The sequence below is a fragment of the Rhodococcus sp. WS3 genome (genome assembly GCF_003797085.1).
Taxonomy (GTDB): Bacteria; Actinomycetota; Actinomycetes; order Mycobacteriales; family Mycobacteriaceae; genus Rhodococcus_F; species Rhodococcus_F globerula.
The window spans coordinates 3057834-3081891 of record NZ_RKMA01000001.1 but is presented as its reverse complement, the minus strand read 5'-3'; the positions used below and the strand labels follow the sequence as shown (position 1 = coordinate 3081891).

At 61.5% G+C, this 24058-nt stretch carries 20 protein-coding genes; 6 read left to right on the top strand and 14 right to left on the bottom strand.

Features of this window, described 5'->3' with window-relative positions; all coding sequences use genetic code 11:
* Window positions 1-12: 12 nt before the first annotated feature.
* The 3 genes from EEB13_RS13995 to EEB13_RS13985 form a co-directional block, all read right to left on the bottom strand.
* Entirely contained in the window at window positions 13-1758 is a 1746-nt protein-coding gene (locus EEB13_RS13995; RefSeq protein ID WP_261984522.1) for a cholesterol oxidase substrate-binding domain-containing protein, read from the bottom strand.
* Between the two features lie 122 nt (window positions 1759-1880).
* The gene (locus tag EEB13_RS13990) at window positions 1881-2681 is read right to left on the bottom strand and encodes a metal-dependent hydrolase (RefSeq protein WP_033235971.1); all 801 of its coding nucleotides are present in this window, start codon (window positions 2679-2681) and stop codon (window positions 1881-1883) included.
* 269 nt (window positions 2682-2950) lie between these two features.
* On the bottom strand, window positions 2951-3415 hold the full coding sequence (locus EEB13_RS13985) for a hypothetical protein (RefSeq protein ID WP_033235913.1): 465 nt from the start codon (window positions 3413-3415) through the stop codon (window positions 2951-2953).
* Window positions 3416-3582: 167 nt separating this feature from the next.
* Here EEB13_RS13985 and EEB13_RS13980 point away from each other — a divergent pair, with 167 nt between their 5' ends.
* Together EEB13_RS13980 and EEB13_RS13975 are read left to right on the top strand one after the other, a co-directional pair.
* Window positions 3583-4287: a response regulator transcription factor gene (locus EEB13_RS13980; RefSeq protein ID WP_033235912.1), complete on the top strand. Its 705-nt coding sequence runs from the start codon at window positions 3583-3585 to the stop codon at window positions 4285-4287.
* Complete coding sequence (locus EEB13_RS13975; protein ID WP_141485481.1) at window positions 4284-5663, top strand: sensor histidine kinase; 1380 nt, start codon at window positions 4284-4286, stop codon at window positions 5661-5663. Before EEB13_RS13980 ends, EEB13_RS13975 begins: the two co-directional genes overlap by 4 nt.
* Here the strand turns inward: EEB13_RS13975 and EEB13_RS13970 are convergent.
* From EEB13_RS13970 to EEB13_RS13940, 7 genes are all read right to left on the bottom strand, one after another.
* The gene (locus EEB13_RS13970) at window positions 5560-6549 is read right to left on the bottom strand and encodes an LLM class F420-dependent oxidoreductase (protein WP_033235910.1); all 990 of its coding nucleotides are present in this window, start codon (window positions 6547-6549) and stop codon (window positions 5560-5562) included. The genes EEB13_RS13975 and EEB13_RS13970 overlap by 104 nt on opposite strands.
* Window positions 6550-6844: 295 nt before the next feature.
* A complete protein-coding gene (locus EEB13_RS13965; RefSeq protein WP_095887735.1) occupies window positions 6845-8296 on the bottom strand; it encodes a catalase in 1452 nt (483 codons plus the stop codon).
* Between the two features lie 52 nt (window positions 8297-8348).
* On the bottom strand, window positions 8349-8837 hold the full coding sequence (locus tag EEB13_RS13960) for a Fur family transcriptional regulator (protein WP_033235908.1): 489 nt from the start codon (window positions 8835-8837) through the stop codon (window positions 8349-8351).
* A gap of 252 nt (window positions 8838-9089) precedes the next feature.
* Window positions 9090-9737 (bottom strand): hypothetical protein, encoded by a 648-nt coding sequence (locus EEB13_RS13955; protein ID WP_141485480.1) that lies wholly within the window; start codon window positions 9735-9737, stop codon window positions 9090-9092.
* A complete protein-coding gene (locus tag EEB13_RS13950) occupies window positions 9721-11436 on the bottom strand; it encodes a GMC oxidoreductase (protein ID WP_045066534.1) in 1716 nt (571 codons plus the stop codon). The genes EEB13_RS13955 and EEB13_RS13950 overlap by 17 nt, the downstream gene beginning before the upstream one ends.
* Window positions 11433-12917 carry a flavin-containing monooxygenase gene (locus EEB13_RS13945; protein WP_141485479.1) on the bottom strand — a complete coding sequence of 495 codons (1485 nt, stop codon included), beginning with the start codon at window positions 12915-12917 and terminating at the stop codon, window positions 11433-11435. The genes EEB13_RS13950 and EEB13_RS13945 overlap by 4 nt, the downstream gene beginning before the upstream one ends.
* Window positions 12914-13438, bottom strand: a complete 525-nt coding sequence (locus EEB13_RS13940; RefSeq protein ID WP_261984548.1) for a TetR/AcrR family transcriptional regulator — start codon at window positions 13436-13438, stop codon at window positions 12914-12916. The genes EEB13_RS13945 and EEB13_RS13940 overlap by 4 nt, the downstream gene beginning before the upstream one ends.
* A gap of 177 nt (window positions 13439-13615) precedes the next feature.
* Here EEB13_RS13940 and EEB13_RS13935 point away from each other — a divergent pair, with 177 nt between their 5' ends.
* Both EEB13_RS13935 and EEB13_RS13930 read left to right on the top strand, forming a co-directional pair.
* Window positions 13616-14866 carry an oxygenase MpaB family protein gene (locus EEB13_RS13935; RefSeq protein ID WP_141485477.1) on the top strand — a complete coding sequence of 417 codons (1251 nt, stop codon included), beginning with the start codon at window positions 13616-13618 and terminating at the stop codon, window positions 14864-14866.
* Window positions 14867-14876: 10 nt separating this feature from the next.
* Window positions 14877-15932: a lipocalin-like domain-containing protein gene (locus EEB13_RS13930; protein ID WP_095887731.1), complete on the top strand. Its 1056-nt coding sequence runs from the start codon at window positions 14877-14879 to the stop codon at window positions 15930-15932.
* Between the two features lie 33 nt (window positions 15933-15965).
* On the opposite strand, the gene EEB13_RS13925 is transcribed toward EEB13_RS13930, so the two are convergent.
* Entirely contained in the window at window positions 15966-16517 is a 552-nt protein-coding gene (locus EEB13_RS13925) for a TetR/AcrR family transcriptional regulator (RefSeq protein WP_033235901.1), read from the bottom strand.
* 387 nt (window positions 16518-16904) lie between these two features.
* On the opposite strand from EEB13_RS13925, the gene EEB13_RS13920 reads away from it, so the two are divergent.
* Entirely contained in the window at window positions 16905-18533 is a 1629-nt protein-coding gene (locus EEB13_RS13920; protein ID WP_315985026.1) for a multicopper oxidase family protein, read from the top strand.
* 14 nt (window positions 18534-18547) lie between these two features.
* Here EEB13_RS13920 and EEB13_RS13915 read toward each other — a convergent pair whose 3' ends face one another.
* Genes EEB13_RS13915 through EEB13_RS13905 form a run of 3 tightly spaced genes read right to left on the bottom strand, consistent with a single transcriptional unit; the run spans window position 18548 to window position 22474 of the window.
* Complete coding sequence (locus EEB13_RS13915) at window positions 18548-19444, bottom strand: hydroxymethylglutaryl-CoA lyase (RefSeq protein ID WP_033235900.1); 897 nt, start codon at window positions 19442-19444, stop codon at window positions 18548-18550.
* Between the two features lies 1 nt (window position 19445).
* Window positions 19446-20660, bottom strand: a complete 1215-nt coding sequence (locus tag EEB13_RS13910) for a CaiB/BaiF CoA transferase family protein (RefSeq protein WP_095887728.1) — start codon at window positions 20658-20660, stop codon at window positions 19446-19448.
* A 38-nt stretch (window positions 20661-20698) separates the two neighbouring features.
* Window positions 20699-22474 (bottom strand): multicopper oxidase family protein, encoded by a 1776-nt coding sequence (locus EEB13_RS13905; RefSeq protein ID WP_187328560.1) that lies wholly within the window; start codon window positions 22472-22474, stop codon window positions 20699-20701.
* A 267-nt stretch (window positions 22475-22741) separates the two neighbouring features.
* Here EEB13_RS13905 and EEB13_RS13900 point away from each other — a divergent pair, with 267 nt between their 5' ends.
* The gene (locus EEB13_RS13900) at window positions 22742-24058 is read left to right on the top strand and encodes an HNH endonuclease signature motif containing protein (protein ID WP_141485475.1); all 1317 of its coding nucleotides are present in this window, start codon (window positions 22742-22744) and stop codon (window positions 24056-24058) included.

The window sequence follows — 24058 nt, the reverse complement described above, 5'->3', positions numbered from 1 at the left end:
GCACGGTGAGACTCAGGCAGACGGCATGAACCGGTCGATGAAGGTGTTGCTGAAGACTCGGTGCGGATCGTATTTGTCGAAGGTCGCGAGGGCGGAGTCCCAATTTCCGTCACCGCCGGCCCGGAAGGTGGCAGGGATTGTGCGCGTGAGGAATTCGTCGTCCTGATAGGCGGCGTCGTTGGTGAATGCCCAACCCTTCGACCATTCGGGCCGGAAGGTGGCGTAATCACCGGAGTAGTTCGCGACCATCCACCGTTCCATATCCCGAAGGAACGCCGGCAAACCCGGAGTTCCGGGAATGGACACCACATTCATCCAGATGGCGGTGTCCCAGTCGTCGCGATCCGACCGCGGCCGCACCGCCGATAGATCCGGCACGCCGGCACTGTCCACCAGGACTTCGCCGTTGTCGTCGACGCCGCACAGGCGCACTTCGAAGGGCATGTTCACGGGATACTGCCCCATCGACGCGAGGTGCGTCATCCGCTCGTTCAACCACGTTGTCATCTCGTGGATGACACGAGCGATGTTGGAACGCTTCGTGATGACCGCACCGCCGCCCGCGACTACTCGCACCGTGGTGTGTCGCAGATAGAACAGCACGTCCTTGGACCAGCCCCACAGGTCGTCGGTGTCCGTGAGCACCAATCCGGCTGCAACAGCGCCGAACTGGGAAGCGCCGAACAGTGGCGTAGCCGCTTGCAATCCCTTGGCCACCATCCCGAGTGGGGTGGTGACTGCTTCGGGGAGTGCATCGGAGAAGAAGTAGTTGTACGGGCCGTGCACTTCCCTCGACTCGGGCGGTTTGACCGGCGTCGGTGTCCAGATTTTCAGCCACGGAGTGGACGTGAAGGGGAACCAGATAGCTTCGACGCGTCCGGACGCTTCGACAAAGCTCTCGTAGGTGCGACCCGGCGATCCTGGCGGTGCAAAGAGTTCCTGCCACGGGATATCGGTGAAACTCTGGCAGCGCAGCCGGTAGTTCTCGCCGGCTTGCAGGGTGACGGAGGTGACGAATGTGCGCCCGAGATGGGTCAGAAATGCCGTGCTCTCGACATCGGAGCGGGCGAATTCGCGGAGCGTGTAGCTCCCCGAACTGCTGTCCCACACCACGACGGTCATGGCCGTGATCAGGTTGCTCAGTGATCCGAACGACTGTCCGGGGGTAATGGTTTCTCCCGCTGCAGGATAGGTTGCGCCGTGGGCTCCGATTGCGAGCGCGCCGGCAATGGACAGATCCCCGATGGCCGGAGAGTTGGCCCAACCCAAGCCATGGTCCTGCAGCGCCGTGAGGATCGACTCGATGCTGGCACCGGCACCGGCGGTTACGACGGATTGCTCTCCGTCGCTGTGCACCTCGACGGAATTCAGGTGAACCATTGTGTCCACCAACAGCACTCGATCCACTGGTGCACCCGGGACCACTGTCAGCGGGCTCCACCCGTGCATCGTGCCGCGAGCGCGGACGGTGTACCCGTTGCGGTGCGCCCAGTTGGCAAGGGTCACCACGTCATCGGAGCTGCGAGCCGTTGCCGTCCACACGTGATCGAGAACGATCTCCTTGGACCAGTTGGCGTAGGCCTGCTGGGAAAGCGGGATACCGGCCGGGAAGTCGGGCGGCGGGGCGAGGGTGGATTGTGGGCCCCATGGCACCGCTCCGGCCGGCGACCAGGTCAGCCCTGCGAGCGCAGCGGCGCCGACACCGGCCGCCAGGAATCCCCGCCTGCTGACGGATCCGGCGTTGGATGGTCGATCCACTGCGCTTTGATCTGCTGAACCGCTGCGTTCCACGGACTACTCGTCTCTGCCGAATCGGACTTACGTTAGAGATGAACCTAGAACAAGTTCCATTACGATGCCAGTGGTTCCGTAATAAAAAGTTACGGAGTCGGTGAGAACACCGCATAGATGGCTTCGGACGCACCGTCGAACGCACCGACGATCAGCCAGACAGTGAGGAGCGTGAGCGCCGGGCCGATCAACACCTTTTCGAGGTTGCCACCCGCGCGGATCGACAGGAACGACGGAAGTCGCTGTTCCCACCACCGTTTGCCACCCAACGGAATGAGCGGCGCAAGAAACGGCACGCCTTCCTTGGTGATGGCATCACCCAGACAATGCGTCGCACATCCGAGCGCAACTGCGACGCCCAATCCAGTGGACCCAGCCTCGCTCGGATACTGCTGCCACGTCACCGCAGACAGGACCAGCGCCAACGCGGAGACGACCAGCCAGCCCTTGTCCTTCGCAAAGTCCCCCGCCAGACCGCGAATCGCCAACCCCAGACAGAAGAACAACGTGATGATGATTGCGGGCTTTCCGAACTGGACAACCAGCGCGGAAACGCCGGCGCCCAACCCGGCCGCAAACAAAGCCGTGTGGGTGAGTGTCCGGTGACCACCACGCCGCTTACCGTCCTTCTTGCCTTTGGTGATCCGATAGAAGGCAACCGATATCGCGTCCACACCCTGTGCCAGCGCCTTGCTCAGTGGTCCGAACGACCGGGAAACCGTCGACTGGCTCGTGTCGAGATCCGGAAGCAACGCAGCACCCGCGCACACCCCGGCAAACGTCAGGGTTTCGGCAGTGGAGGTAGGCCCACCCCAGTCGAGGGGCAAGAGTTCGGCAACCACCAGACCCACAGCAGCACCGGACATCGCGTGGGTGGGGCCCATGACCATGAAACACAACACCTTTCGAAACGCGCCCTGGGTCGAGTCCATCGGACTCGACACAAGACACCACACACATGACGCCGACGGCGACGGCCTCGGCATGCTCGCCGAGACCGCCACGAACGTAGCAAGTGCTACCGACAGACTTCACCGTCGTCGTTCTCGAGTTCAGTACGGTCGTACCGTTCCCGGTCAAAACGGTTCATGCGTAGCTCCTTTCACGTGTTACCCCGCTGAGTCCCTTCGCGTGTCACCCCGCTGAGACCTTTCGCGTGTCACCCCGCGGCGACAGCGCAAGACAGAGCAACCCCTTCAACCAGCGGAGCGACGCCCGCCACGTCGAGTACTTCTGCCGGAACACCCTCGATCGTCGGGGCCCACTCGACGGTCGGCAGCGCCGGCATTCCCTCACGTGCAATGAAGATCGCAGCTTCGCTCGGTACTTCAATCGTGAGCGCCGCTGTACCGGCCTCCTCCGCGCGCACAACCTTGCCCTCGTCGATGAGCTTCTGCAGCTCCTCGTCGGAAATCGGCGTCGCGGCACCGCACGCTACTTCCGCTGCCACACCGGCCTCGGACGGAGCAGTCGCGATGGATCGCACGGCCACCGGCGATCCATCGGCAATGGGGTTGGAAGCCCAGGCGATTCCCGGAGTCACGGCCAGCCCGAGTACCGCCATGGATGCCACCACCACACCGGTCCGCCTGGCCCGCTTGCCGTTCACTGTCAATCGCGTCATCGTTGTTCTCCTTGATCGAACGTCCTCGAATTCTCGGCGCGGTCGCATCCGAGAAACCCGAGGCTATGAAGCCAACCCTGCAGATCTGTTGTCGGTTTCTTAGGAGTTGATGAGAATGCGGTGGCGCTCGCTCGGCGCGAGACCGTCGACCGAAATCCGGTGGCACTATGGCTGGGGTGAGTACACGCGAGCGCATCCTGATCGTTGACGACGACGCAAAGGTACTGAATTCGCTCGAACGTGGACTGCGACTGTCCGGCTTCGACACGGCAACAGCGGTAGACGGCCGTTCTGCCTTGGCCTCGGTGAGCAAGCAGTGCCCGTCGGCCCTCGTTCTCGATGTCAATATGCCCGGCCTTGACGGTGTCGGGGTAGTGACAGCCTTGCGGGCGATCGGCAACGACGTTCCGATTTGTGTACTCAGCGCCCGAAGTTCGGTGGGCGATCGCATTGCCGGGTTGGAGGCGGGCGCCGACGACTACCTCACCAAGCCTTTCGAGTTGGCGGAGCTTGTTGCCAGACTGCGCGCCTTGCTACGACGCACGACGCGAAGCGCCCCGACTCTCGATCACCCGATCACAGTGGGACCTCTGACTGTGGATCTCCGCGGTCATCGCGCCCATATCGGCGGCCGGCGAATCGAACTCACCAAACGAGAATTCGACCTGTTGTCCGTCCTCGCCGAGCATGCCGGCGTGGTGCTGAACCGCGCACAACTCCTGCGACTCGTCTGGGGCTACGATTTTGCCGCCGACACCAATGTCGTCGATGTGTTTGTCACCTACCTACGCAAGAAACTCGAGATCGACGGTGCACCTCGGGTAATCCACACAGTCCGCGGGGTCGGCTTCGTCTTGAGGGCCGAACGGTGAAGCGGCCGCTGTCACTGCAGACCCGAGTAGCCATCGCGTCGGGTCTGGCCGCCGGCATCGTCATTGCCGCGATCGGAATTGCGTTTGCGGTCTTCCTGCGCGTGGGCGGCTCCGAACAACTGGAACGCACTCTCGATTCGGTCACTCTCGGCATTGCGTCGACTTCTCCGGCTGCAATTCTGTTCGAGTCACCCACCGCAACAACACAACCGCTCGTAGTCGACCCCGGCTTCAATGCCACGGGTATCAGCGCGTTGGCTACTACCGACGTCCGCAGTCGAGATGTGCTCCTCCCGGGCGACAGCGGAGCTGCACTCGCCGTCACCATCCCCGAAGATCCACTCGCGCAGGCAATCCGCGAGCAGCAGTTCCAGGTGGCGGCTGCGGCAGTGGTCGCGATTCTCGCCGCGGCCGGGCTCGGTTGGTTCCTCACCGGCCGAGCTGTCCGCCCCCTGCAGCAATTAACCGAGACCACCAGTTCGATCGGCAACAACCTCGACGTCGAAGGACTCTCCCTCCGGGCACCGTCAGTCCGTGGGACGCGCGAAGCCGAGGAACTGTCCGAAGCAATCCACAGCATGCTCAGCCGGATCGAAAGCGATCGAAGCCGCACCGAGGAAGCGTTGGAGTCGGCACGCGATTTCGCTCGCGTCTCCGCTCACGAGCTGCGTACCCCGCTGACGTCGATGCGCACCGATCTGGAAGTTCTCGCGACGCTGGACCTCACGGAAAGTCAACGCCGCGAACTGGCCGGCGAGTTGTTGGAGGCGCAGCGCCAGATCGAGCGCACCCTCACCGATCTGGAAACACTCGCCCTGGGTGACGTGGCCGATCCGAAGGACTGCGCCGACGTCGATCTCGTGGAGGTAGCCGATCGCGCCGTCGCAGATGTCGCTCGACTGCACCCCCAGGTCTCCGTCCGTTTGAAAGCGCCGGACGAGCTTTCGGTCCAGGCATTTCCCGCAGGCATTCGTCTGGTGCTGACCAACGCCGTCACCAACTCCGTCCGGCACGGCCACGCCGACGCGGTCGAGATCACCGTCCGGGCCGGGGTGAGCACGGGATCCGCCACGATCGTCGTCGACGACAACGGTGCCGTGATAGCCCCGACCGAGAGAGAAGCGATGTTCGAGCGCTTTGTTCGCGGAACCGGTGCAGGCGAGTCCGGAAGCGGCCTCGGACTTGCCCTTGTCGCTCAACAGGCTCAATTGCACGGTGGCAGCGCACGACTCGACGCAAGCCCTCTCGGCGGAACCCGATTGACCTTCTCGATCAACCCAATTCGACGTGCAGGGCCTCCAACAGCGGTTTTGCAGCCTCGTCGAAAAAGCGGTCTTGCGTATCGCCACCGATCTGCACCAGCGCCACATCGGTGAAGCCCGCATCCTTGTAGGCTTTGACCGCTTCGACGATCGCGTCGAGATCTGGACCACACGGGATGTTTTCTGCCACATCTTCTTTGCGGACGAACTGCGACGCGGCAGCAAACCCGGCCGGGGTCGGCAGCTCGGAGTTGACGGGCCAGCCGAGGCCGAACCATCGGAATTGCTGATGCGCCCTGGCGATGGCGACGTCTCGATCGTCATCCCAGGAAATCGGAATCTGACCGATTGCCGTGCGCGCCGGAGGAAGTCCGAACGCGCGACCATGAACATGCTTCCACTGATGAACGAGCCGCGAATCAGGTTCCACACCGATCAGATCGTCCGCCATCGGCCCGAATCGCTCGACGGACTTGTCACCGGACATCGCAATCGCGAGTGGGACAGGAATTTCGGGCAAATCCCAGATACGTGCCGACTGAACGTCGAAGTACTCACCCTTCCAGGTCACCAGATCTCCGGAATGCAGCGCCCGAATGATGGCAACCGCTTCCTCCAGCATGTCCATCCTGGCATCGATCGACGGCCATCCGTCACCGACCACATGCTCGTTGAGACACTCGCCGGTCCCTAATCCGAGCGTGAACCGCCCGTCCGCGAGTATCTGCACCGTCGCGGCCTTCTGAGCGATCACCACCGGGTGATAGCGAATACTCGGACACGTCACATACGTCATCAGATCAACCGATCCGGTGGCGTGCGCAATCGCTCCGAGAACGGACCAGGCGTACGGGGCGTGCCCCTGTTCGGTCAGCCACGGCGAGTAGTGATCACTCATCACCTCGAAGTCGAACCCGGCCTGCTCGGCCCGAACCGCATGTCGGACCAGATCCTTTGGCCCAGCCTGCTCCGTCATCAACGTGTAGCCGATACGCATCATGGCCGATCATCTCCTCAACCCGAGTGCCGAAAGGGCTGCGCAGTGCCGAATTGGCCGCACTGACAGTCCTACGACTCGACTGCCCGCCGAAGCCTCAGTCGAAACAGTGTCGGCTGGCGCGGATCATGGAATGTACGTGAAAAGTGAAGGAGAATCGTCGTGGATTTTGTCGTCGAATTCATTCTTGCAACGCTGTTCTACTGGTGGGGGCTGCTCTGAAACGAGAAAAAGCGGGCCGCTGCAAGGAGTTGGATTCCCTTGCAGCGGCCCGCATTCTTACGTACGAGGTTGCCCGTTACTGACCGGCGCGCACGCCTTCTTCGACGCGCTTGCCCAGATCGGCGTCCACGTTCTTCCAGTACTCGAAGACGCGCAGCAGAACTGCTTCGCTTACTCCGGCACTTGCGTGACCGACGATGTTGCTCACGAGGCGCTCACGTGCTGCGTCGTCGAGGACCTCACGGACCAAGGTTCCGGCCTGAGTGAAGTCGCCGTCCTCAGCGTGCTCGATGTATCCGGCGCGAACTGCTTCACCGTCGAACGACCACAGGCCTTCGTCACCGGCAACCGACGGATCGGCGTGCGGTCCGCCGTACGAGTTCGGCGCGTACACCGGCGTCGACGGCGAGTTGAAGCTGTAACGCATGGCGCCCTCCTTGGAGTAGGAGTTCACCTCGTTCTTCGGTGCGTTGACCGGCAGATCGGCGTAGTTGGTGCCGATGCGGTAACGATGGGCGTCGGCGTAGGAGAACACACGGCCGAGGAGCATCTTGTCCGGGCTGAAACCGATGCCCGGCACCACGTTCGACGGCTCGAACGACGCCTGCTCGATCTGCGCGAAGAAGTTCTCCGGGTTGCGATTGAGAGTCCACTTGCCGACCTCGATGAGGGGGTAGTCCTTCTGAGACCACACCTTTGTGAGGTCGAACGGGTTGAAGCGGTAGCCCTCGGCCTCGTCGACCGGCATGATCTGAACGTTCATGGTCCAGCTCGGGAAGTTGCCGGCTTCGATTGCGTTGTACAGATCCGCGCGGTGGTAATCGGGATCGCTGCCGGCGAGACTGTCTGCCTCGGCCTGCGTCAGGAACTCGATGCCCTGATCGGTCTTGAAGTGGTACTTCACCCAAAACCGCTCACCGGCGGCGTTGACCCACTGGTACGTGTGCGAGCCGAAGCCGTCCATGTTGCGCCACGTCTTCGGAATTCCGCGGTCACCCATCAGCCACGTCACCTGGTGCGCGGATTCGGGACGCAGAGTCCAGAAATCCCACTGCATGTCGTGATCGCGCAGACCCGAACCCGGCAGACGCTTCTGCGAACGGATGAAGTCGGGGAACTTGATGGCGTCCTTGATGAAGAACACGGGAGTGTTGTTGCCGACGAGGTCGTAGTTGCCCTCTTCGGTGTAGAACTTCATGGCAAAACCGCGCGGGTCGCGCCATGTGTCCGGAGAACCCTGCTCACCGGCAACGGTCGAGAAACGCACCAGCGACTCGGTCTTCTTCCCGGGCTGCAGGAACTTGGCCTTGGTGTACTTGCTGACGTCGTTCGTGATGACAAGTTCACCAAAAGCGCCGCCGCCCTTGGCATGAACGACGCGCTCCGGGACGCGCTCACGGTTGAACTGGGCCAGCTTCTCGATCAGGTAGTGGTCGTGAAGCAGGACCGGTCCCTGAGTACCTGCAGTCAACGACTCGTCGTCGCTGGCTACGGCAATACCGAAGTTGTTCGTGGTGGGCTTGGTCATGGCGAAGCCTCCTAAAAGTCAAATGGGCTGTGCGGCAATATGGGCCGTACTGCTAGCGGGCTGCATCGTGATTCTGTGAAACCGCGTCGGAAACAATGCCCGACTCGGCAGAACTCTTCAGGCAATCGTTGCAACGGCCCCAGAACACGACCTCGGCTTCATCGATCTCGAAGCCGTGATGGTCGGACGGTTCAAGGCAGGGAGCTTGGCCGACAACACAATCGACGTCGACGACCTTGCCGCAGCTACGACAGACGAGGTGGTGATGGTTGTCCCCGGTTCTCGTCTCGAATCGTGCGGGTGAACCCGCAGGCTCGATGCGTCGTAGCAACCCTGCGCTTACGCATGCCTTCAGCACGTCGTAAACGGCCTGGGTGGATACGGATCCCAACTGTTGCCGCACCTGCGCTGCAACAGAATCTGCGTCCGAATGCGGTTGGGCTGTAACCGCATTCAGAACTGCAAGACGAGGCGCAGTGACTCGCAACCCGGCCGCACGCAGTTGCGCCCGGAGGTCGAGATCCTGCCCGTCATCTTGCATGGTTCCAGTATGCGCCTTTTCTGGAATTAGTCAAGAAAAGGGTTCCCTAACCAAATAAGTGACGCGGCTCATAGCCTTGGCCAGGGAACAAAACAGCTCGGGCGTCCGTTGATCACTCCGTCGGCGCCCGAACAAGCCCCGGGCCCCACCCCATTGTCGCTGCGAGCGACCTACCGCCGAGAGGCGCCTGTGGGGCGTCGACGCCGAAGGCCGTACAGCGTTTTGCTGTACGGCCTTCACCTTTTTCTCGGTCTAGACGCGCTTGGCGGGGCCCGTCCTCATCCTTCCGTCCGTGATGACGATTCCGTGGTGCGAGCCTGCTACCAGCCAGTTCGGCAAGGTCGATCCCTCGGATTCGACGTCGACGCGCGCGTAACGGAATCTGCCCGTGAGCCGCGCCGACGCGAGAGCCAACCGACCACCCTCGGTGGGTTGCGCAAAGCCCAGAGCTCCCATGATGGGCAGGCGCGGCCCCTTTGCCCGCGCAGTGCTGTTCACCTGCCAACCGTGCCCCTGCGCAGCCACACGGCCCAGGACATCCCCGTCGAACTGCGCGAGAACCTTCGGTAGTTCCCAATGGGTGCGGCCACCGTGCACCGAAGATTCCGAATCCACCGCGATGTAGGGCACCGCCATCCGAGGCATCGGCCCGATCCGCCTACCCGGCGCCCGCAGGACCGGACTCGCCAAGATTTCTCGATACGGCCCCACCGGAGAGTCCAGATAATCGACCATCATCGCCAAGGTCATCGGGATAGTTCCGCCCTCCGGCCCGAGTTCACGTGCCGCCGACGTGCTCCGATGCCACCACAACGTGGCCCGCACCCGCGCCGGCCACGGCGGCGGATCACTCGCCGGCCAGTCCGTGCGTTCGCTTGCAGATTCAGGGACGCTCCACATCGGGCACCTTCTCGGTTGGAAAAATCAGGGGAAGTCTCAGGGCGCCCGAAGCATGCTCGGGCACTACCGGATTGGACGGCGGCGTCGGGACGAGCCGAACGTACGGATCACCTACAGCCGGCCGGGCGTCATCGCCGCCGGCGTTCGGCCACAGCGCGCACGCCCGCTCAGCTTGAGCGGTGATGGTCAGCGAGGGGTTCACACCGAGATTGGCACTCACCACCGAGCCGTCCATCACGTGTAACCCGTTGTGCCCGTAGGCGCGCAGATAAGGATCTACCACGCCGGTCGACGGCGAATCACCTATCGCGCACCCACCGAGGAAGTGTGCCGTCATCGGAATATTCACGATTTCGGCGATGGAACCACCTGGATCACCGTCAATCTTCTGCGCAACTTTACGAATAGCAGTGTGACCTTGTGGAATCCACGTCGGTGGCGGATCACCGGGGCCGGGGCGACTGGTCAGAGAACGCCCGAACCTTCTTGTGTTCTTGGACAGTTCGAGCGAATTGTCGTCCGTCTGCATGACCAGCGCGATGACAGTCCGCTCGGACCAGTTCCGCACAGATAAAGACCGGGCAAATGCGCTCGGGTGACGGGCGGCAACTGCCAGCGTCTTCAGGACTCGCGGCACCTTGCCGCCGCCGTCGCTGAGAACAGTCTGCAGGAGACCTATTGCATTGCTGCCCTTGCCGTATCGCACGGGTTCGATGTGCGTGTGATCGTCCGGATGGAACGACGACGTGATCGCAACGCCCTGCGTGAAATCGCGTCGACGGGACTTCGATGTTGCCGCAAGCACCGCTTCGGAATTGGTGCGAACCACAGTGCCCAGTGCATTCGACAGATGCGGCAGCGCTCCGGATTCCTTCATCCCGAGCAACAATCGCGCTGTCCCGTAGGTACCAGCAGCCACTACCACCTGGTCGGCGGTGAAAATCTGTTCGCGCTTTCGAATACCGTCGGTCCGGCGCGCGAGAAGTTGATACCCACCGCCCTTGCGTGGCCGAAGTTCCCGCACAGTGGTCAGCGGATGAACTCGCGCCCCGGCATGTTCGGCCAAGTGCAGATAATTCTTGACCAATGTGTTCTTCGCACCGACACGGCACCCCGTCATGCAGCCACCGCATTCGGTACACCCGGTTCTCTCCGGTCCTTTGCCTCCGAAGAACGGATCGGGCACCGACACTCCGGCGTCCCCGAAGAAGACGCCCACCGGGGTAGACGTGAATGTCTCGCCCACACCCATTTCTTCCGCGACTTCCTTCATTACGGCGTCGGCGGGCGTGAACGAAGGGTTGGTTCGCACCCCGAGCATTCGTTTCGCCTGGTCGTAGTACGGCGCCAACTCGTCATGCCAGTCGGTGATGTGCGCCCATTGACGATCCTCGAAGAACCGCTTGGGCGGCTGATAGAGGGTGTTGGCGTAGTTGAGTGATCCGCCACCAACTCCGGAACCTGCCATGACCAGAACATCCGGGAGCAAGTGAATACGTTGAACCCCGTAGCACCCGATCCACGGTGCCCACAAGTACTTTCGCAGACGCCAGCTGGTTTCGGGGAGCTCGTCGTCGGCGAATCTGCGACCAGACTCGAGCACTCCGACGCGATAGCCCTTCTCCGTCAGACGAAGAGCGGCGACGCTACCGCCGAACCCCGACCCGATGACTACGACGTCGTAGTGCGTTGCCGTCATGCCTCGACGCTTTCGATCTTCCGGGCCGAGTAGTTCTCCCGATCGAAATTCCCCAGCAGAGAACGGAATGTGAAAGTGAACGTCGGCCACTGCACCGAGTTACGTCCCTCCGCATCGATGTACCAACTCGAGCAACCACCCTTGTTCCACACCGTGCGCTTCAATTCGTGCTGAATTCCCTTGTTGTACTGCACCTGTGCCGACTCATCGACGTCGAGTGCATCGAGCCGCTCCCGCTTCATGGTGTTCAACGCGTCGTTGACATACTCGGCCTGAGACTCGAGCATGTACACGATCGAGCTGTGGCCAAGGTTGGTGTTGGGACCGTACATCAGGAACAGATTCGGGAAGCCGCTGACCGTCGTTCCCTTGTACGCCCTGGGGCTACCGTTCCAGTGTGCGGCCAGCGTTGCGCCTTTCTTCCCTGTTATCAGGTGTGCGACAGGTGGTTCCGTCGGCGTGAATCCCGTCGCAAAAATGATGGTGTCGACTTTGTGCTCGATTCCGCGCCCGTCCACCACTCCGTCTTCAGTGACCGAGACGAGCCCACTGTCGACAAGGCTCACGTCCGCCCGATCGAGAGTTCGCAACCAGTCATTGGACAGGAGCATTCGCTTGCAGCCGATGGTGAAATCGGGGGTCAATTTCCGGCGCAGCTCGGGGTCTTTCACCTGCTTTCGCAGGTGCGCCTTTGCCACCATCTCGAAAGCCGGTAAAACCCAGGTGGCATGCGACATCGCCGCACCCAAAGCTTCCCGAAAGCCGTAGACGGTACCGCGAACAGCCTTCTGCGCAGCGGGGACCTTGGTGTACAGAGCCTTTTGAATTGGGGGGAGTGATCTATCCGCCCGCGGAATCACCCAGGCAGGAGTTCGCTGGAACACGGTGACATGAGTAGCCTCGTCCACAATTTCGGGAACGAATTGCACTGCCGAGGCGCCGGTACCGATCACCGCGATGCGCTCACCGCGCAGGTCGTGCTCGTGGTTCCACGTCGCGGAATGGAAAGTGGTACCGGAGAATTGGTCGAGACCGGGAAAGTCGGGAACCTTGGGCGTGGACAGCGCTCCGGTCGCAGCGACCAGAGCCTTCGCCGTCAACGCTCCTTGGGACGTCTGTATGTGCCACAGTGACATTCCCTCGTCCCAGATCGCGGCCTCGAGTTCGCAGTTCAGAACCACTCGATCTCCCACGCCGGTATCGGCGGCCACCTTCTTCAGGTAGGCATAGATCTCGGGCTGACGTGCAAAGGTATGACTCCAGTCTGCGCTCGGGGCAAAGGAATACGAGTACAACGCCGTCGGCACATCACACGCACAACCGGGGTAGGTGTTGTCTCGCCACGTGCCGCCGACGTCGGCGGCTCGCTCGATCAACACCACATCCGCTGCCGGGTCATCGCGAAGAACTCTGGCCGCCAGACCCATACCGGCGAACCCGGCACCGACGATCAGTGTTTCGACATGTTCGGGAAGTTTCACTTGTTCTCCACTCGGGATTGCCAGGCCGGTAGCAGCCGCGCGCGCAGCGCTTCGTCGGCTTCCGGGGTACGGAACAGGGCTGACACCGCAAGCCCTCGGACAAGTTCGACAGTCAATTCGACTGCCTCGGAGCCGAAGCGATCACCGAAGACTTCGGCGCTACCGAACTCGAGCGCCTCACTCACCTTGCGCTCGAGTGGCACAGTCGCCGCATGCAGTGCGGGGTCGGTGCGCGCCGCCACCCACAGTTCGAGGGCTGCATAGAACAGTGGACCGGAAAACGCGTCGGCCAGTATCTCCAGTCCGCGGCCACTGTCCACCTCTGCCGAAAGGATTTCCGCCAGCCGTTTGTCCACCAGGTATTCGACAGCGGCGACGACCAGCGATTCCTTGGTCGGGAAATGATGGAGTTGAGTACCGCGGGATACACCCGCTCGACGAGCGATCTCCTGAGTACTTGTCCGTGCGTAGCCCAGCTCGACCAGCGATTCAATGGCAGCGTCAAGCAGCCGCCCTCGCATCGTGGCTGTACGTTCTGCCTGCGTACGGCTTACTTTCACATCGGAAGTGGTCTCGGTCACATAGTGACTGTAGATCGAAAACAGAAAACAGTCCAGGCTGACTTCAAATAAACTTTCGCAATCAGTACCATACGGTATAGTATGGTTGATCTCGCGACTCTGCTATCAGGCGGTGACATGACAGCAAGCGATCGAACCCCTACGGCATTCCCCTATTGGGAAGGCATACAAAAACCCGGAATCGCGCGAGCACGCACAATCGTCAAAAAGCTGACCGGTGCCGACATCTTCCCCACTACCGAACAGGCACAACAGTTCTGTAATGATCTCTTCACCGGAGATCCCGTCGCCGAACGATTTGTCGACGAGGTCTATCGCGGCGAGACCGGGGCGAAAACCGGCCGCGCCATGCTCGAAACCGCCCTTACCCATGGCATCGACGCCGTGCCGGAGGCTCCGGAATCCATGCGCGCACTCTTCGAGGAATTCGAAACGGTACCGGCCTGGGTTGATCCGGCACTGGTCGAGCAGGGCGCTGCAATCTGGCGGCGCTGGGGCACAATGCTGTTCAGTTTCGCGGGCGCGGAAACACTGGAGATCTACACCGAATCCGCAGTTGCCACTCCGCTCTCCCTCGCCGGCGGGTATGCGGGCGACAACGCATTACGCCGGTTCCTCGAAACCTGCCGATTCTGGATCGACGTATCCCAACCGGGCGCACTGCTCCAACCTGGATCCGCAGGTCGCGCAACAGCTCTCAAGGTTCGCGTGATGCACGTGTCCGTGCGGTCGCGAGTAGCCAATCACCCGGAATGGGATACCTCGAAGTGGGGGCTTCCTATCAGTCAGAGCTACATGCTCCTGACTTTGATCGCCGGCAGCGTCACCCCTGGCCTCGCACTGTGGACACTCGGCTACCACACGACGCCGTCCGAGATCCGGGCTCTGATCCACTTCCAGAAGTACATGGGACACCTTTTGGGGGTGCGCACCACGTGGTACCCGGAAACTGCCACGGATTCCCTACGCGCACTGGCCATGACGATCGTGTCGCGGTCCTACGACTCCGGCAAGCACGGCAGTGAGTTGATCGAGAGTTACCCGAAGGCTTTTGCGCCACGCGACGGCCACCGCGGACTCACCCGGCTACGAGAGGCGTACAACTTTCGCATCAATTCGGTGTACGCCGCGATGTTCATGGCCCCTGGTACACGGCGCAAGTACCGGATGCCCGGTGTCATTCCCTGGCTACTCATACCCGTCCTGAGATTGCCACTCATCACCGCGATGGAATTGATCAGGCGCTGCGTCCCCGGAACCGGCGCGATCGTGGAAAAGGTGATGGTCAAGCACCGCGAAAACTGGTACCAGGCACAAATGAAGGGCCGCGAGGCCACATTCGATGCAAGTGGCGCACTACGACGATAGGAGTCGCTCGATGACGACAATGAATATCGTGGAAGCGTGGAACGGACCGGGACGCAAAGACGGTGAGATCACTCGAACGCACCCGAGCGACAACGGCGCGCATCCATCAGACAACAAGTTTGCTTTCGAACACTGGTACTTCGACGCTCACCTCGACAGTGGGCACATCGTGGTTGCGATGCTACAACTGCGCGAACTCGTCAATCGCAAACCCGGAATCGAAATCCATATCTATTCCCCGGACGGTACGCGCCGGGAAGTCGTCAAGCCGTATTCCTCCGCCGACGTCAGTGCATCAACGGACAAGTGCGATGTTCGGATAGGCCCGAACAGCGCTGTAGCCGAATTCGATTCGGGAGACCTGCCGGTACACAGAGTGCATCTCGAAGAAGAAGACATTGTGTTCGATCTCGAATTTCGCAACGAGGTACCGAGTTGGATGCCCGGACGCGGACAGACCACGTACGGGGACACCGAGTTCTTCGCCTGGGTTGTCGGCGCACCGCGCGCCTCGGTGACGGGCACCGTCACTATCGGCGGCGCCACACTCGATGCCCGTGGTCGCGGCTATCACGACCACAACTGGGGCGTCGGGGACATGAAGCGGATCATCGATCGCTGGTACTGGGGGCGGTTGTATGTCGACGACTTCTCACTGGTCTACGCCACCGTGCACACCCAGAAGAAATACGGCGAGCACTGGTCGCTGCCGCTGATGCTGGCCCGCGGTGACAGTGTCGTTCTGAGCAACGGTGAACTGGAAATGACCGAAGGGCCGACGGTCTTCCACGACGTCGCGAATCGCTCGTTTCCGTCGACGCTGCGTCTGCACATTCCGGGGTCGGTGGATCTCACGCTGACGGTGCGCGAGGTAGTTCATGCGCACGACTTCCTGGCTGACGTTCCGGTAGCCCGAACCCGACTGGTCAAGCCCGTACTGAATCGACTTCTCGGCCGCCCCGGATATTTTCGTTTCCGTTCCGACTTCGTTCTGAAGGTGACGATCGACGGGGAAATGATCGAGCGGACAGGATCAACTCTGCACGAGATGGTTGCGCTCAAATGAGCGATGAGGCATTCGAGTGTGGACGTTGCGCCATCAGCTTTCCTGCGTCAGCAGCGTGAAGATTTTTCGGAGCTCGGCGCTGGTGGGCGTCGGGAGACTGCCTCGGCCGTGCACGAATCCGATTCCGGCATACACCAGAGCACCTGCCCGCAGGCGCGCACCTTCGGCGTCAAAATTCAACTCCAACAGTGCTTCCTGGATGATATCGAAGATTCGTTGATCGAGCTGACGTACGGCCTCGGCTACTTTCTCGTCACTTCGTGCCCATTCTCGCACCGCGATTTCGACGGACCAATTGCGCTCGTCGATCAGCAGTTGGGCCATCATCTCGAATCGCTGCTCCACCGGAATGGATTCGACGGACGCGAGCCCTCGCACAGCGTCGTTCTGTGTGCCGCACCAATAGTCGGCCATCGCTTCCATCAGCGCGCCGAGATCGTCGAAATGCCAGTAGAAGCTGCCTTTGGTGACTCCGAGTTCGTCGCACAACGTGGAAATCTTGACCCCGGAAACCCCCTCTCGCACGAGAAGATCAAAGGCCGCGTCGAGCCAACTCTCGACGCTCAGACGGTTGGCCCGCGCCATCAGCGTAGGCCGTTCTCGCGGGCGCGTTCAGTTCTCACTCTCACTCCTCGATCATAGATGCCTACGGCTGGTCCATCGCATCACTGCGTGACACCACGTCCACCTTTACAGCGCCAGTTCGTTGCCTGACCTACGCAGCGGATGTTTCGAATTCTTCTGCACCGAGCTGTATTTCACCGAGTTGTGGACATAGCTGACGTCCATACCATACGGTGCGGTATGGAATACTGAATCTCGGAGGAGGTGCAATCGGTGAGCCACAGGTTCACGAGGCGTGCTTTGTTTCGTGCGATCGGCCTCGCTGGAACCAGCGCGGCTTTGGTCTCGGCTACGCATACTCCGACCCGGAGCGAACTGCGCAGTCCACTGATCTTTCACTCACCTCCCATGACGCCCTTCGTCGATGAACTCCCCCGGCCGCGTGTTATTTCCGGAACCACTCTCTCACTCGACGCCGCTGTACACCGCCACCAATTCCACCGGGATTTCGATGCTGTGCCGTCGCTGGGGTTCGGCGGTGACCACTACCTGGGCCCCACCATCGAATGCCATGTCGGAGAGGCACTCACACTGAATTTCACGAACCGGCTCGAACGCCATCCACTGGCAGACGACATGGACACCAGCATCCACGGAGTCACCGAAGATCACCGGCTGGCTCCCCCGTCGTCGCTGCACCTTCACGGCGGTGTCACACCACCCGGCAGCGATGGGCATCCGCTTCTAGCCATAGCTCCCGGACGCAGCATCACTCACCATTTTCCGAACGAACAGCACGCGGGCCATTTGTGGTACCACGATCACGCCATGGGCATCACCCGCTTGAATGTCTACGCCGGGTTGGCCGGTCAGTATTTCCTGCGTGACGAATTCGACACCGGCCGAGAGGGAAACCCACTGGGACTACCCGCCGAAGAGTACGAGATGCCCCTGATTCTCCAGGAGAAGATCTTCACGGCCGACGGGTATCAATCCGTGCGTTCCACCCCGATCGTCCCGCAGGGTTCCTGGGAGGGCGGTGCCGTCGGAGACGTCGGTGTGGTTAACGGCAAGGTATGGCCGCGGATGAATGTGGCACGCGGTTTGTACCGTTTCCGCATCATCAATGCCGGGTCGTACAGCGTGTGGAACCTGCACTTCAGCAACGGGATGCACTTCGCGGTCATCGGCAACGAACATGGCCTACTCGACGCTCCGGTACGCACGACAAGCTTTCGGCTTTCACCCGGCGAACGCATCGACGTGCTCGTGGATTTCACCGGCTTCCGCGCAGGTGATGCCGTCGAATTGATCAACGACGAGCAACCACCCTTCCAGGCTGCAATGCTCGGCGAGGTAGCGATGCCGGTGTTCTGCCGTTTTGTCGCCGATTCCCGTCGTGGGTTCATCGGCACTGTGCCGAACTCGCTTCGCGGCGGCGCACGGCAACCGTCGGCGCTTCCGCCGCTCGAGGTTCCCACAGTGGTCCGAACGGTGACCGTCTCTCAGCCGTACGCACTCCGCCTGCCTCCGGCCATCATGTCGCTCAACAATCTGCGCTTCGACAGCACCGACATCGAAATGCCCAGGCAGGGCACCGTAGAACAATGGGACATCGTCAACATCACGCCCGATCCACATCCCATCCACCTTCACCTTGTGATGTTCCGCATTCTCGGACGCGCACCCTTGAAGACCCTCGAATATCAAGCGGCACATCCTCAACCGCCTATCGGTTACAAGTGGACGCCTGCTACCGACGGATTTCTCGGGGGCCCCATGATCGGGCCGGCGCCGTGGGAGTCCGGATGGAAGGACACCGTGCGGATCGACGGCGGCACCGTCACCCGAATCATCGTAAGGTTCCCCACCGCCGAGGAACTCGGATTCGATCCGGACGCATTATTCAGCCCGGACGACTCAGCTCACCCTGGCCATCACACTGCGGCACAACAGATCCAGGGCTATGTGTGGCACTGCCATATTCTCGACCACGAGGACCACGACATGATGCTGAAATATCGTACGGTCCGATGACCTCGACGCTCCCGCTATCTGATCCGGTCACCCGCTCGCAGGAGGTTGCTGGGAACGGCATGACCCACAATCTCTTCCGCGACACCTGCCGCGCGGATGGACGCGTCCAGATCGATCCCCGTCGCAATGCCCATGTCGCCCAGCATGTAGACCAGTTCTTCGGTGGCGATGTTTCCACTGGCGCCGGGAGCAAACGGGCAACCACCCAGCCCACCCGTGGAGGCGTCGAGGTTCCGAACTCCGTGCTGCACCGCTGTCAGCGCGCAGGCAAGACCACTGCCGCGTGTGTTGTGGAAATGAACACCTAAATTGAAGTCGCCGACATGGGTGTCAACCGCATCGATCAACTGCGCGACGCGTCCCGGAGTTGCCGTGCCGATAGTATCCGCGATCGAGAACTGATCGGCGCCGAATTCCCTGGCCTGCTCCGCAATCCGCAACACTCGATCAGGATGGGTAGGTCCGTCGAACGGGCAGTCCCACGCCGTCGAAACGATGACTTCGACTCGACCTCCGGCGTCGTGAACAATCTTGACCACCTCCCCGATACGCTCGGTAGCCTGCTCGGTGGTGGATCGAGTATTGGCTTCACTGTGACCGTTCGAGGCCGAGACGACATATTCGACGGTTCCCATACCGGCCGCTACCGCCCGTTTTGCGCCGCCGATTCCGGCCACCAACGCGGAGAACTCGACACCTGGCCACCGGTGCAGTTCTGCTGCCAGCGCTTCTGCGTCGGCTAGAGCCGGAACGGCGCGCGGTGACACGAATGACGTGGCCTCGATGCGCGGAACACCGGTTGCAACAAGAGCTTCTACGAGTCGAAGTTTCTCCGACAATGGCACCGGGGCCTCGATCTGGAGCCCGTCGCGCGGACCCACTTCACGAATGCTGACTTCGGTAACCGTCATGTCAGATCACTCCCTTCTCGAGCAACGTTGCTTGCTCGTCGTCCGAAAGCCCGAGGAGTCCACCCCAGACGGAGGCGTTGTCCTGACCCGGCGACGACGCTCCCGCATTCCGCACAGAACCTGGTGTCTCACTGAAGGTCGGCACAACGCCCAAGCCCAGGACGTCCTCACCGATCCGGTCGTCGTAGTGACCGACCAGCATTCCGCGCTCGATCAACTGTGGATCCTTGACCACGTCTTCGACGGTATTGATCGGTCCGGCAACAACTCCCACCTCCGTCAGACGCTCCACCAGACTGTCGGGGTCCTGCAGCGCGACCCACGCGCCGATCAACTCGTCGAGCTCGTCCTGATGTTTGCCGCGCGCAACATGATTGGAGAATCGGTCGTCCTGCGCCAGTTCCGGTCGACCCATTATCGTGCACAGCCGCACGAAGAGCGTGTCCTGATTGGCCGCGATGACCACCCAGTTTCCCTCGGAGGTCTGATAGATGTTGGAAGGCGCGATTCCTTCGAGCCTGGTTCCCGAGGGTTGACGGATGATGCCGCCGCGATCGTAGTCGGGAATCGTCGATTCCTGCACTGCCAGACACGATTCTGTGAGTGCAACGTCCACAACCTGGCCGCGGCCGGTTCGCTCACGGGACAGAAGCGCCGCCAGCACACCTTGTACCGCGAACATCCCGCCGAGCGAATCCCCGAGTGAGAGTGCGATACGCGGCGGTGCCTGGCCGGGATAACCGTTCAGGTGCCGGAAACCGCTGACAGCTTCGGCCACCGAGGCATACCCAGCGCTCTTGGCCTTCGGCCCGGTCTGCCCATACCCGGATACTCTGGCCAGCACCAGTTTCGGATTGCGCTCGCTGAGCACGTCGAACCCCAGACCCCACTTCTCGAGAGTGCCCGGGCGAAAGTTCTCGACCACGACATCCGCGTGTTCGACCAGATCCAGAAACAGTTCCCGACCTTTCTCGACCCGCAGATCCAGCGTGACACAGCGCTTGTTGCGGGCGTGGACCGTCCAGAAGAATCGGTGACCGTCCTGCTCCGCCTGTCCCCAGGTGCGAAGCGGGTCTGGGCGATCCGGCGACTCGATCTTGATCACGTCGGCACCCATGTCGCCGAGCAGTTTCCCGGCGAAGGGTCCGGCAATCAACGTGCCGAGCTCGATTACCCGGTATCCGTCCAGGGGCCCGGTGGGCGCACCTTCCGACACAGCAGCCTCCTCGTGGGAACGTCTCTCCCTACGAAAGGTTACGTCACCAGCCGATACCTCAACATCATGTCGTGATCCTCGTGATCGAGCATGTGGCAGTGCCAGACGTACCCTTGCAGATCGCCTGATCCACCACCGTGTCCACTGTGTTCCATCGCAGGTTCCTCCATCGCAGGATCTACCACCGCAGCTCGGGGGAACGTGGCGTCGGGATCGAAGCCCAGTTCGTCGGCTGTCGGGAAGCGCACGATGATGCGCGTGATGGAGTTGGCATCCACGATGACGGTATCCTTGGCGCCCGTCTCCCACACTTCCGGCGCCCGCATCGGCGAGGTCACGAAATCGTCCGCCGACGGCGTCCAGCGCGTCCCGAGATCCGGCAACGGGTACGCAGCCGTGTACGCAGGTGTGTTGATGCTCTGCCTACCCAAGACCCGGAAAGTCACCAGGTGTAGGTGAATCGGATGCGGCTCTGTTGTGACGTTGATCAGATTCCACTGCTCGACGGTTCCCTGACGCGGCAATTCGATATCCGAGTCGGTATACCGCAAGTTGTTGAGCGACATGGTGATCGACGGATAGCTCGACGGCCGGGACAGTTGCATGATCGTCAGATTGCGGACTACGTCGGGCACGGCCGGGGGCGGTGGGGCAGCGGAACTCAATTGCTGCGGCACCGACCCGGTGAAACCCTTCGCGCTACTCACGTCGAACCGCGCGAACAGGGGCATCACCTGCGTACCGCGTTGCGCCACAGCCAAAGGCACCGGTTCATCGTTGCGCAGTTCCACACTGGTACCCGGTTCGAGCAAGCCGAAGTCGACCAGGAGATCAACCCGCTCGCCCGGGCTCAGACGCACATGATCCGTCGGCGCTGACGCTGCGAGCAATCCGGATTCGGAGCCGATCACCCAGAATCGCATACGATTTCCGAAGTACAGATTCCACACCGAGTACGACGCGGCATTGAGGACACGCAGGCGGTACAACCCCCGCGCCACTTCGATTCTGGGCCACACAACGCCGTTCACCACGCCAACGTCTCCGGGCGTCGCTGGATCCCAGGCACCCTGTGGTGTTGTCCACGTCGACCTGACGCTTTGCCGTCCGTCGGAGGTGAATACCTTGTCCTGCAATATCAGTGGCAGTTCGAACTCCCCCGACGGTAAGCCGAGCGGATTGCCGGCCGTACCGGTGTCGTAGTTGTCGCGAAGCAGATACATACCGGCCAAGCCCGCGTAGACGTTCAGCCGAGTCATCCCCATGGCGTGGTCGTGATACCAGTGATTACCGCTACCGCTGGGATTCCCGTTACCGGGGGCATTGCCGAACTCGTGCACCAATCCTTCGCCCGGACGCTGAATCAACTCGGGATTCCCGTCGTACTGCGGCGCGGTGACACCGCCATGCAGGTGCAGCGACGTGGGAACCTGTGTCCGATCGTTGTCGCTGAGACCGTGCAGACGCGAATCCACGTCAGCGGCAAGAGGATGCGTGGTGATGTCGTTGGCGTACCGCAGCGTTAACGACTGCTCGACATGAGCCTCGATCGTCGGCCCGAGGTAGTCCATCCCGCCGTACCCCAGCGAAGGCGAAGGCGCCAGGTCAGGATGGAACCGGTGCATCGACGACGCGGCACGAAGCTCCAGGTCGCTACCGACCATCGTCGGCGGAAATACCAGCGCCTCACGAAAGGGTTCCAACCGTGGCGAAGGCAATTGGAGCGGCCGCAGCGGGTCGATGTCAGGCAAAGCTGCGTGCGCAGATTCCCGAGCTGAAGCGGACCCCACCGACAGCGCGCCAAGTCCTGCCATCAATCCCAAGCCCTGCAGCACCGCGCGTCGACGGATCTTGTGCGGCTTGCCCACCACAGGTTCATCCACTACAGGCCCCTATCGCTGACGGCATCCGGACCGGATTACCCCTGCGGCTTCGAGGTCAAACACCTACTGCCTTCCGCCGAGGACTCGAAATCCTGATCGACGAGACCGAGTCGAGAGTTCGAGAAAACCCTTGAACTCGAAACTGTGTTCGATTACAGTGGAGAGATGCGGATCGGGGGATCCGAATCGGGGGAATCTATGAGTATCGATACGTCAGATGTGGTTTCCGGTTCTGCCGTGGGATTACGGTCCAGGCTGTGGCAAGCGCCGGTAGCTGACCTTCGTTCGGCCGCAATCGAGGCGAGCGCGGAGATTTTGCGACTCGAAGCGATCCGCGTGGCCGTGGTCGACGAACTCTCGCTGCGCCCGGACGAATGTGTGCTCTGCTACCGCGGCGTCGGCCGATGGCTGGCAGCAAATACGATGCTGCAGATCCCTGCCGGAAACAAGATCGCCGCCCTTGGCGTCGCACTGCGGGCGTTTCCCGCAGTCGCACAACGCTTCGACGCCGGAGATTGCTCGTTCGATCATGCGGCACTGATTATTTCGTTCTGCGAGTCCCCACCAAAAGGAATGCCGGCCGAGGCACTTCCGCAGTGCATCGACGTTCTCCTGGCGGCGGCATCAGGAGTCGACGCGACAACAACCAAGCTGCGGTACGTCATCGCCACGTTGGAGCGAATGTTCGAGTCCGACAACATTCCACCGGCCGAAGATATCGACCGGAACGAGCTCCGGATCGCGTCGACGTTGAACGGTCGGGTTGTCGTTCGAGGCGATTTCGACGCCGTCACCGGCGAAATGCTTCTCTCTGCCCTGTCGAATCTGACCATGCCCACCCCAGCACCGGACGGAACTCCTGATGCCCGTTCGGCAGCCAAGCGAACAGCCGACGGATTCACCGAACTGATCCGCCGCTATCTCGATTGCGCAAAAACCGGTATCGACGGCGGCCAGCGGCCGCACCTGAACGTGCACATCAATGCCCGAGATCTCGCCGAACATCGCGACTGCGCGGCGCAAGAAGCCGTTCCGGAGGAAGAAGCTTCACTCGATCCGGACCTCTCCGATCTCGACGTGGGTCACATGCCGTGGATGGGACCACTGTCGGTCTCGCAGACCAGACTGCTCGGCTGCGACTGCTTCCTGTCGACAGTCCTACTCGACGACCACGGAGCGCCACTCGATGCGAGACCCGGAAAACGATTGGTCACAGCCGAACAACGGGTCGCATTGATCGCCCGGGACAAAGGCTGCGCCTTCCCAGGGTGTGAGTGCGTGCCGGCATGGACCGACGCCCACCATATCCGTCACTGGTCGAACGGCGGGCCGACGGTGATGAACAACCTTGTCCTGCTGTGTCGTTCACATCATCGGCTCATGCACCGCAAAACCGGATTTGTTGGCAAATGGGAGATCCGGATGGGCGCCGACAACAAACCCTGGTTCATTCCGCCACCGGCGATCGACCCGCAGCAACACCCGAGACCGGCGAACCACACCTATCGAACCTGA

What these genes read in the sequence shown, in the direction of transcription:
- EEB13_RS13955 (WP_141485480.1), bottom strand. Translation starts at nt 9,737, where the DNA reads ATGTGGAGCGTCCCTGAATCTGCAAGCGAACGCACGGACTGGCCGGCG.
- EEB13_RS13915 (WP_033235900.1), bottom strand. Translation starts at nt 19,444, where the DNA reads ATGACGGTTACCGAAGTCAGCATTCGTGAAGTGGGTCCGCGCGACGGG.
- EEB13_RS13965 (WP_095887735.1), bottom strand. Translation starts at nt 8,296, where the DNA reads ATGACCAAGCCCACCACGAACAACTTCGGTATTGCCGTAGCCAGCGAC.
- EEB13_RS13970 (WP_033235910.1), bottom strand. Translation starts at nt 6,549, where the DNA reads ATGATGCGTATCGGCTACACGTTGATGACGGAGCAGGCTGGGCCAAAG.
- EEB13_RS13985 (WP_033235913.1), bottom strand. Translation starts at nt 3,415, where the DNA reads ATGACGCGATTGACAGTGAACGGCAAGCGGGCCAGGCGGACCGGTGTG.
- EEB13_RS13925 (WP_033235901.1), bottom strand. Translation starts at nt 16,517, where the DNA reads ATGGCGCGGGCCAACCGTCTGAGCGTCGAGAGTTGGCTCGACGCGGCC.
- EEB13_RS13980 (WP_033235912.1), top strand. Translation starts at nt 3,583, where the DNA reads ATGGCTGGGGTGAGTACACGCGAGCGCATCCTGATCGTTGACGACGAC.
- EEB13_RS13920 (WP_315985026.1), top strand. Translation starts at nt 16,905, where the DNA reads ATGACGCCCTTCGTCGATGAACTCCCCCGGCCGCGTGTTATTTCCGGA.
- EEB13_RS13940 (WP_261984548.1), bottom strand. Translation starts at nt 13,438, where the DNA reads ATGCGAGGGCGGCTGCTTGACGCTGCCATTGAATCGCTGGTCGAGCTG.
- EEB13_RS13935 (WP_141485477.1), top strand. Translation starts at nt 13,616, where the DNA reads ATGACAGCAAGCGATCGAACCCCTACGGCATTCCCCTATTGGGAAGGC.
- EEB13_RS13905 (WP_187328560.1), bottom strand. Translation starts at nt 22,474, where the DNA reads ATGGCAGGACTTGGCGCGCTGTCGGTGGGGTCCGCTTCAGCTCGGGAA.
- EEB13_RS13950 (WP_045066534.1), bottom strand. Translation starts at nt 11,436, where the DNA reads ATGACGGCAACGCACTACGACGTCGTAGTCATCGGGTCGGGGTTCGGC.
- EEB13_RS13990 (WP_033235971.1), bottom strand. Translation starts at nt 2,681, where the DNA reads ATGGTCATGGGCCCCACCCACGCGATGTCCGGTGCTGCTGTGGGTCTG.
- EEB13_RS13960 (WP_033235908.1), bottom strand. Translation starts at nt 8,837, where the DNA reads ATGCAAGATGACGGGCAGGATCTCGACCTCCGGGCGCAACTGCGTGCG.
- EEB13_RS13900 (WP_141485475.1), top strand. Translation starts at nt 22,742, where the DNA reads ATGAGTATCGATACGTCAGATGTGGTTTCCGGTTCTGCCGTGGGATTA.
- EEB13_RS13930 (WP_095887731.1), top strand. Translation starts at nt 14,877, where the DNA reads ATGACGACAATGAATATCGTGGAAGCGTGGAACGGACCGGGACGCAAA.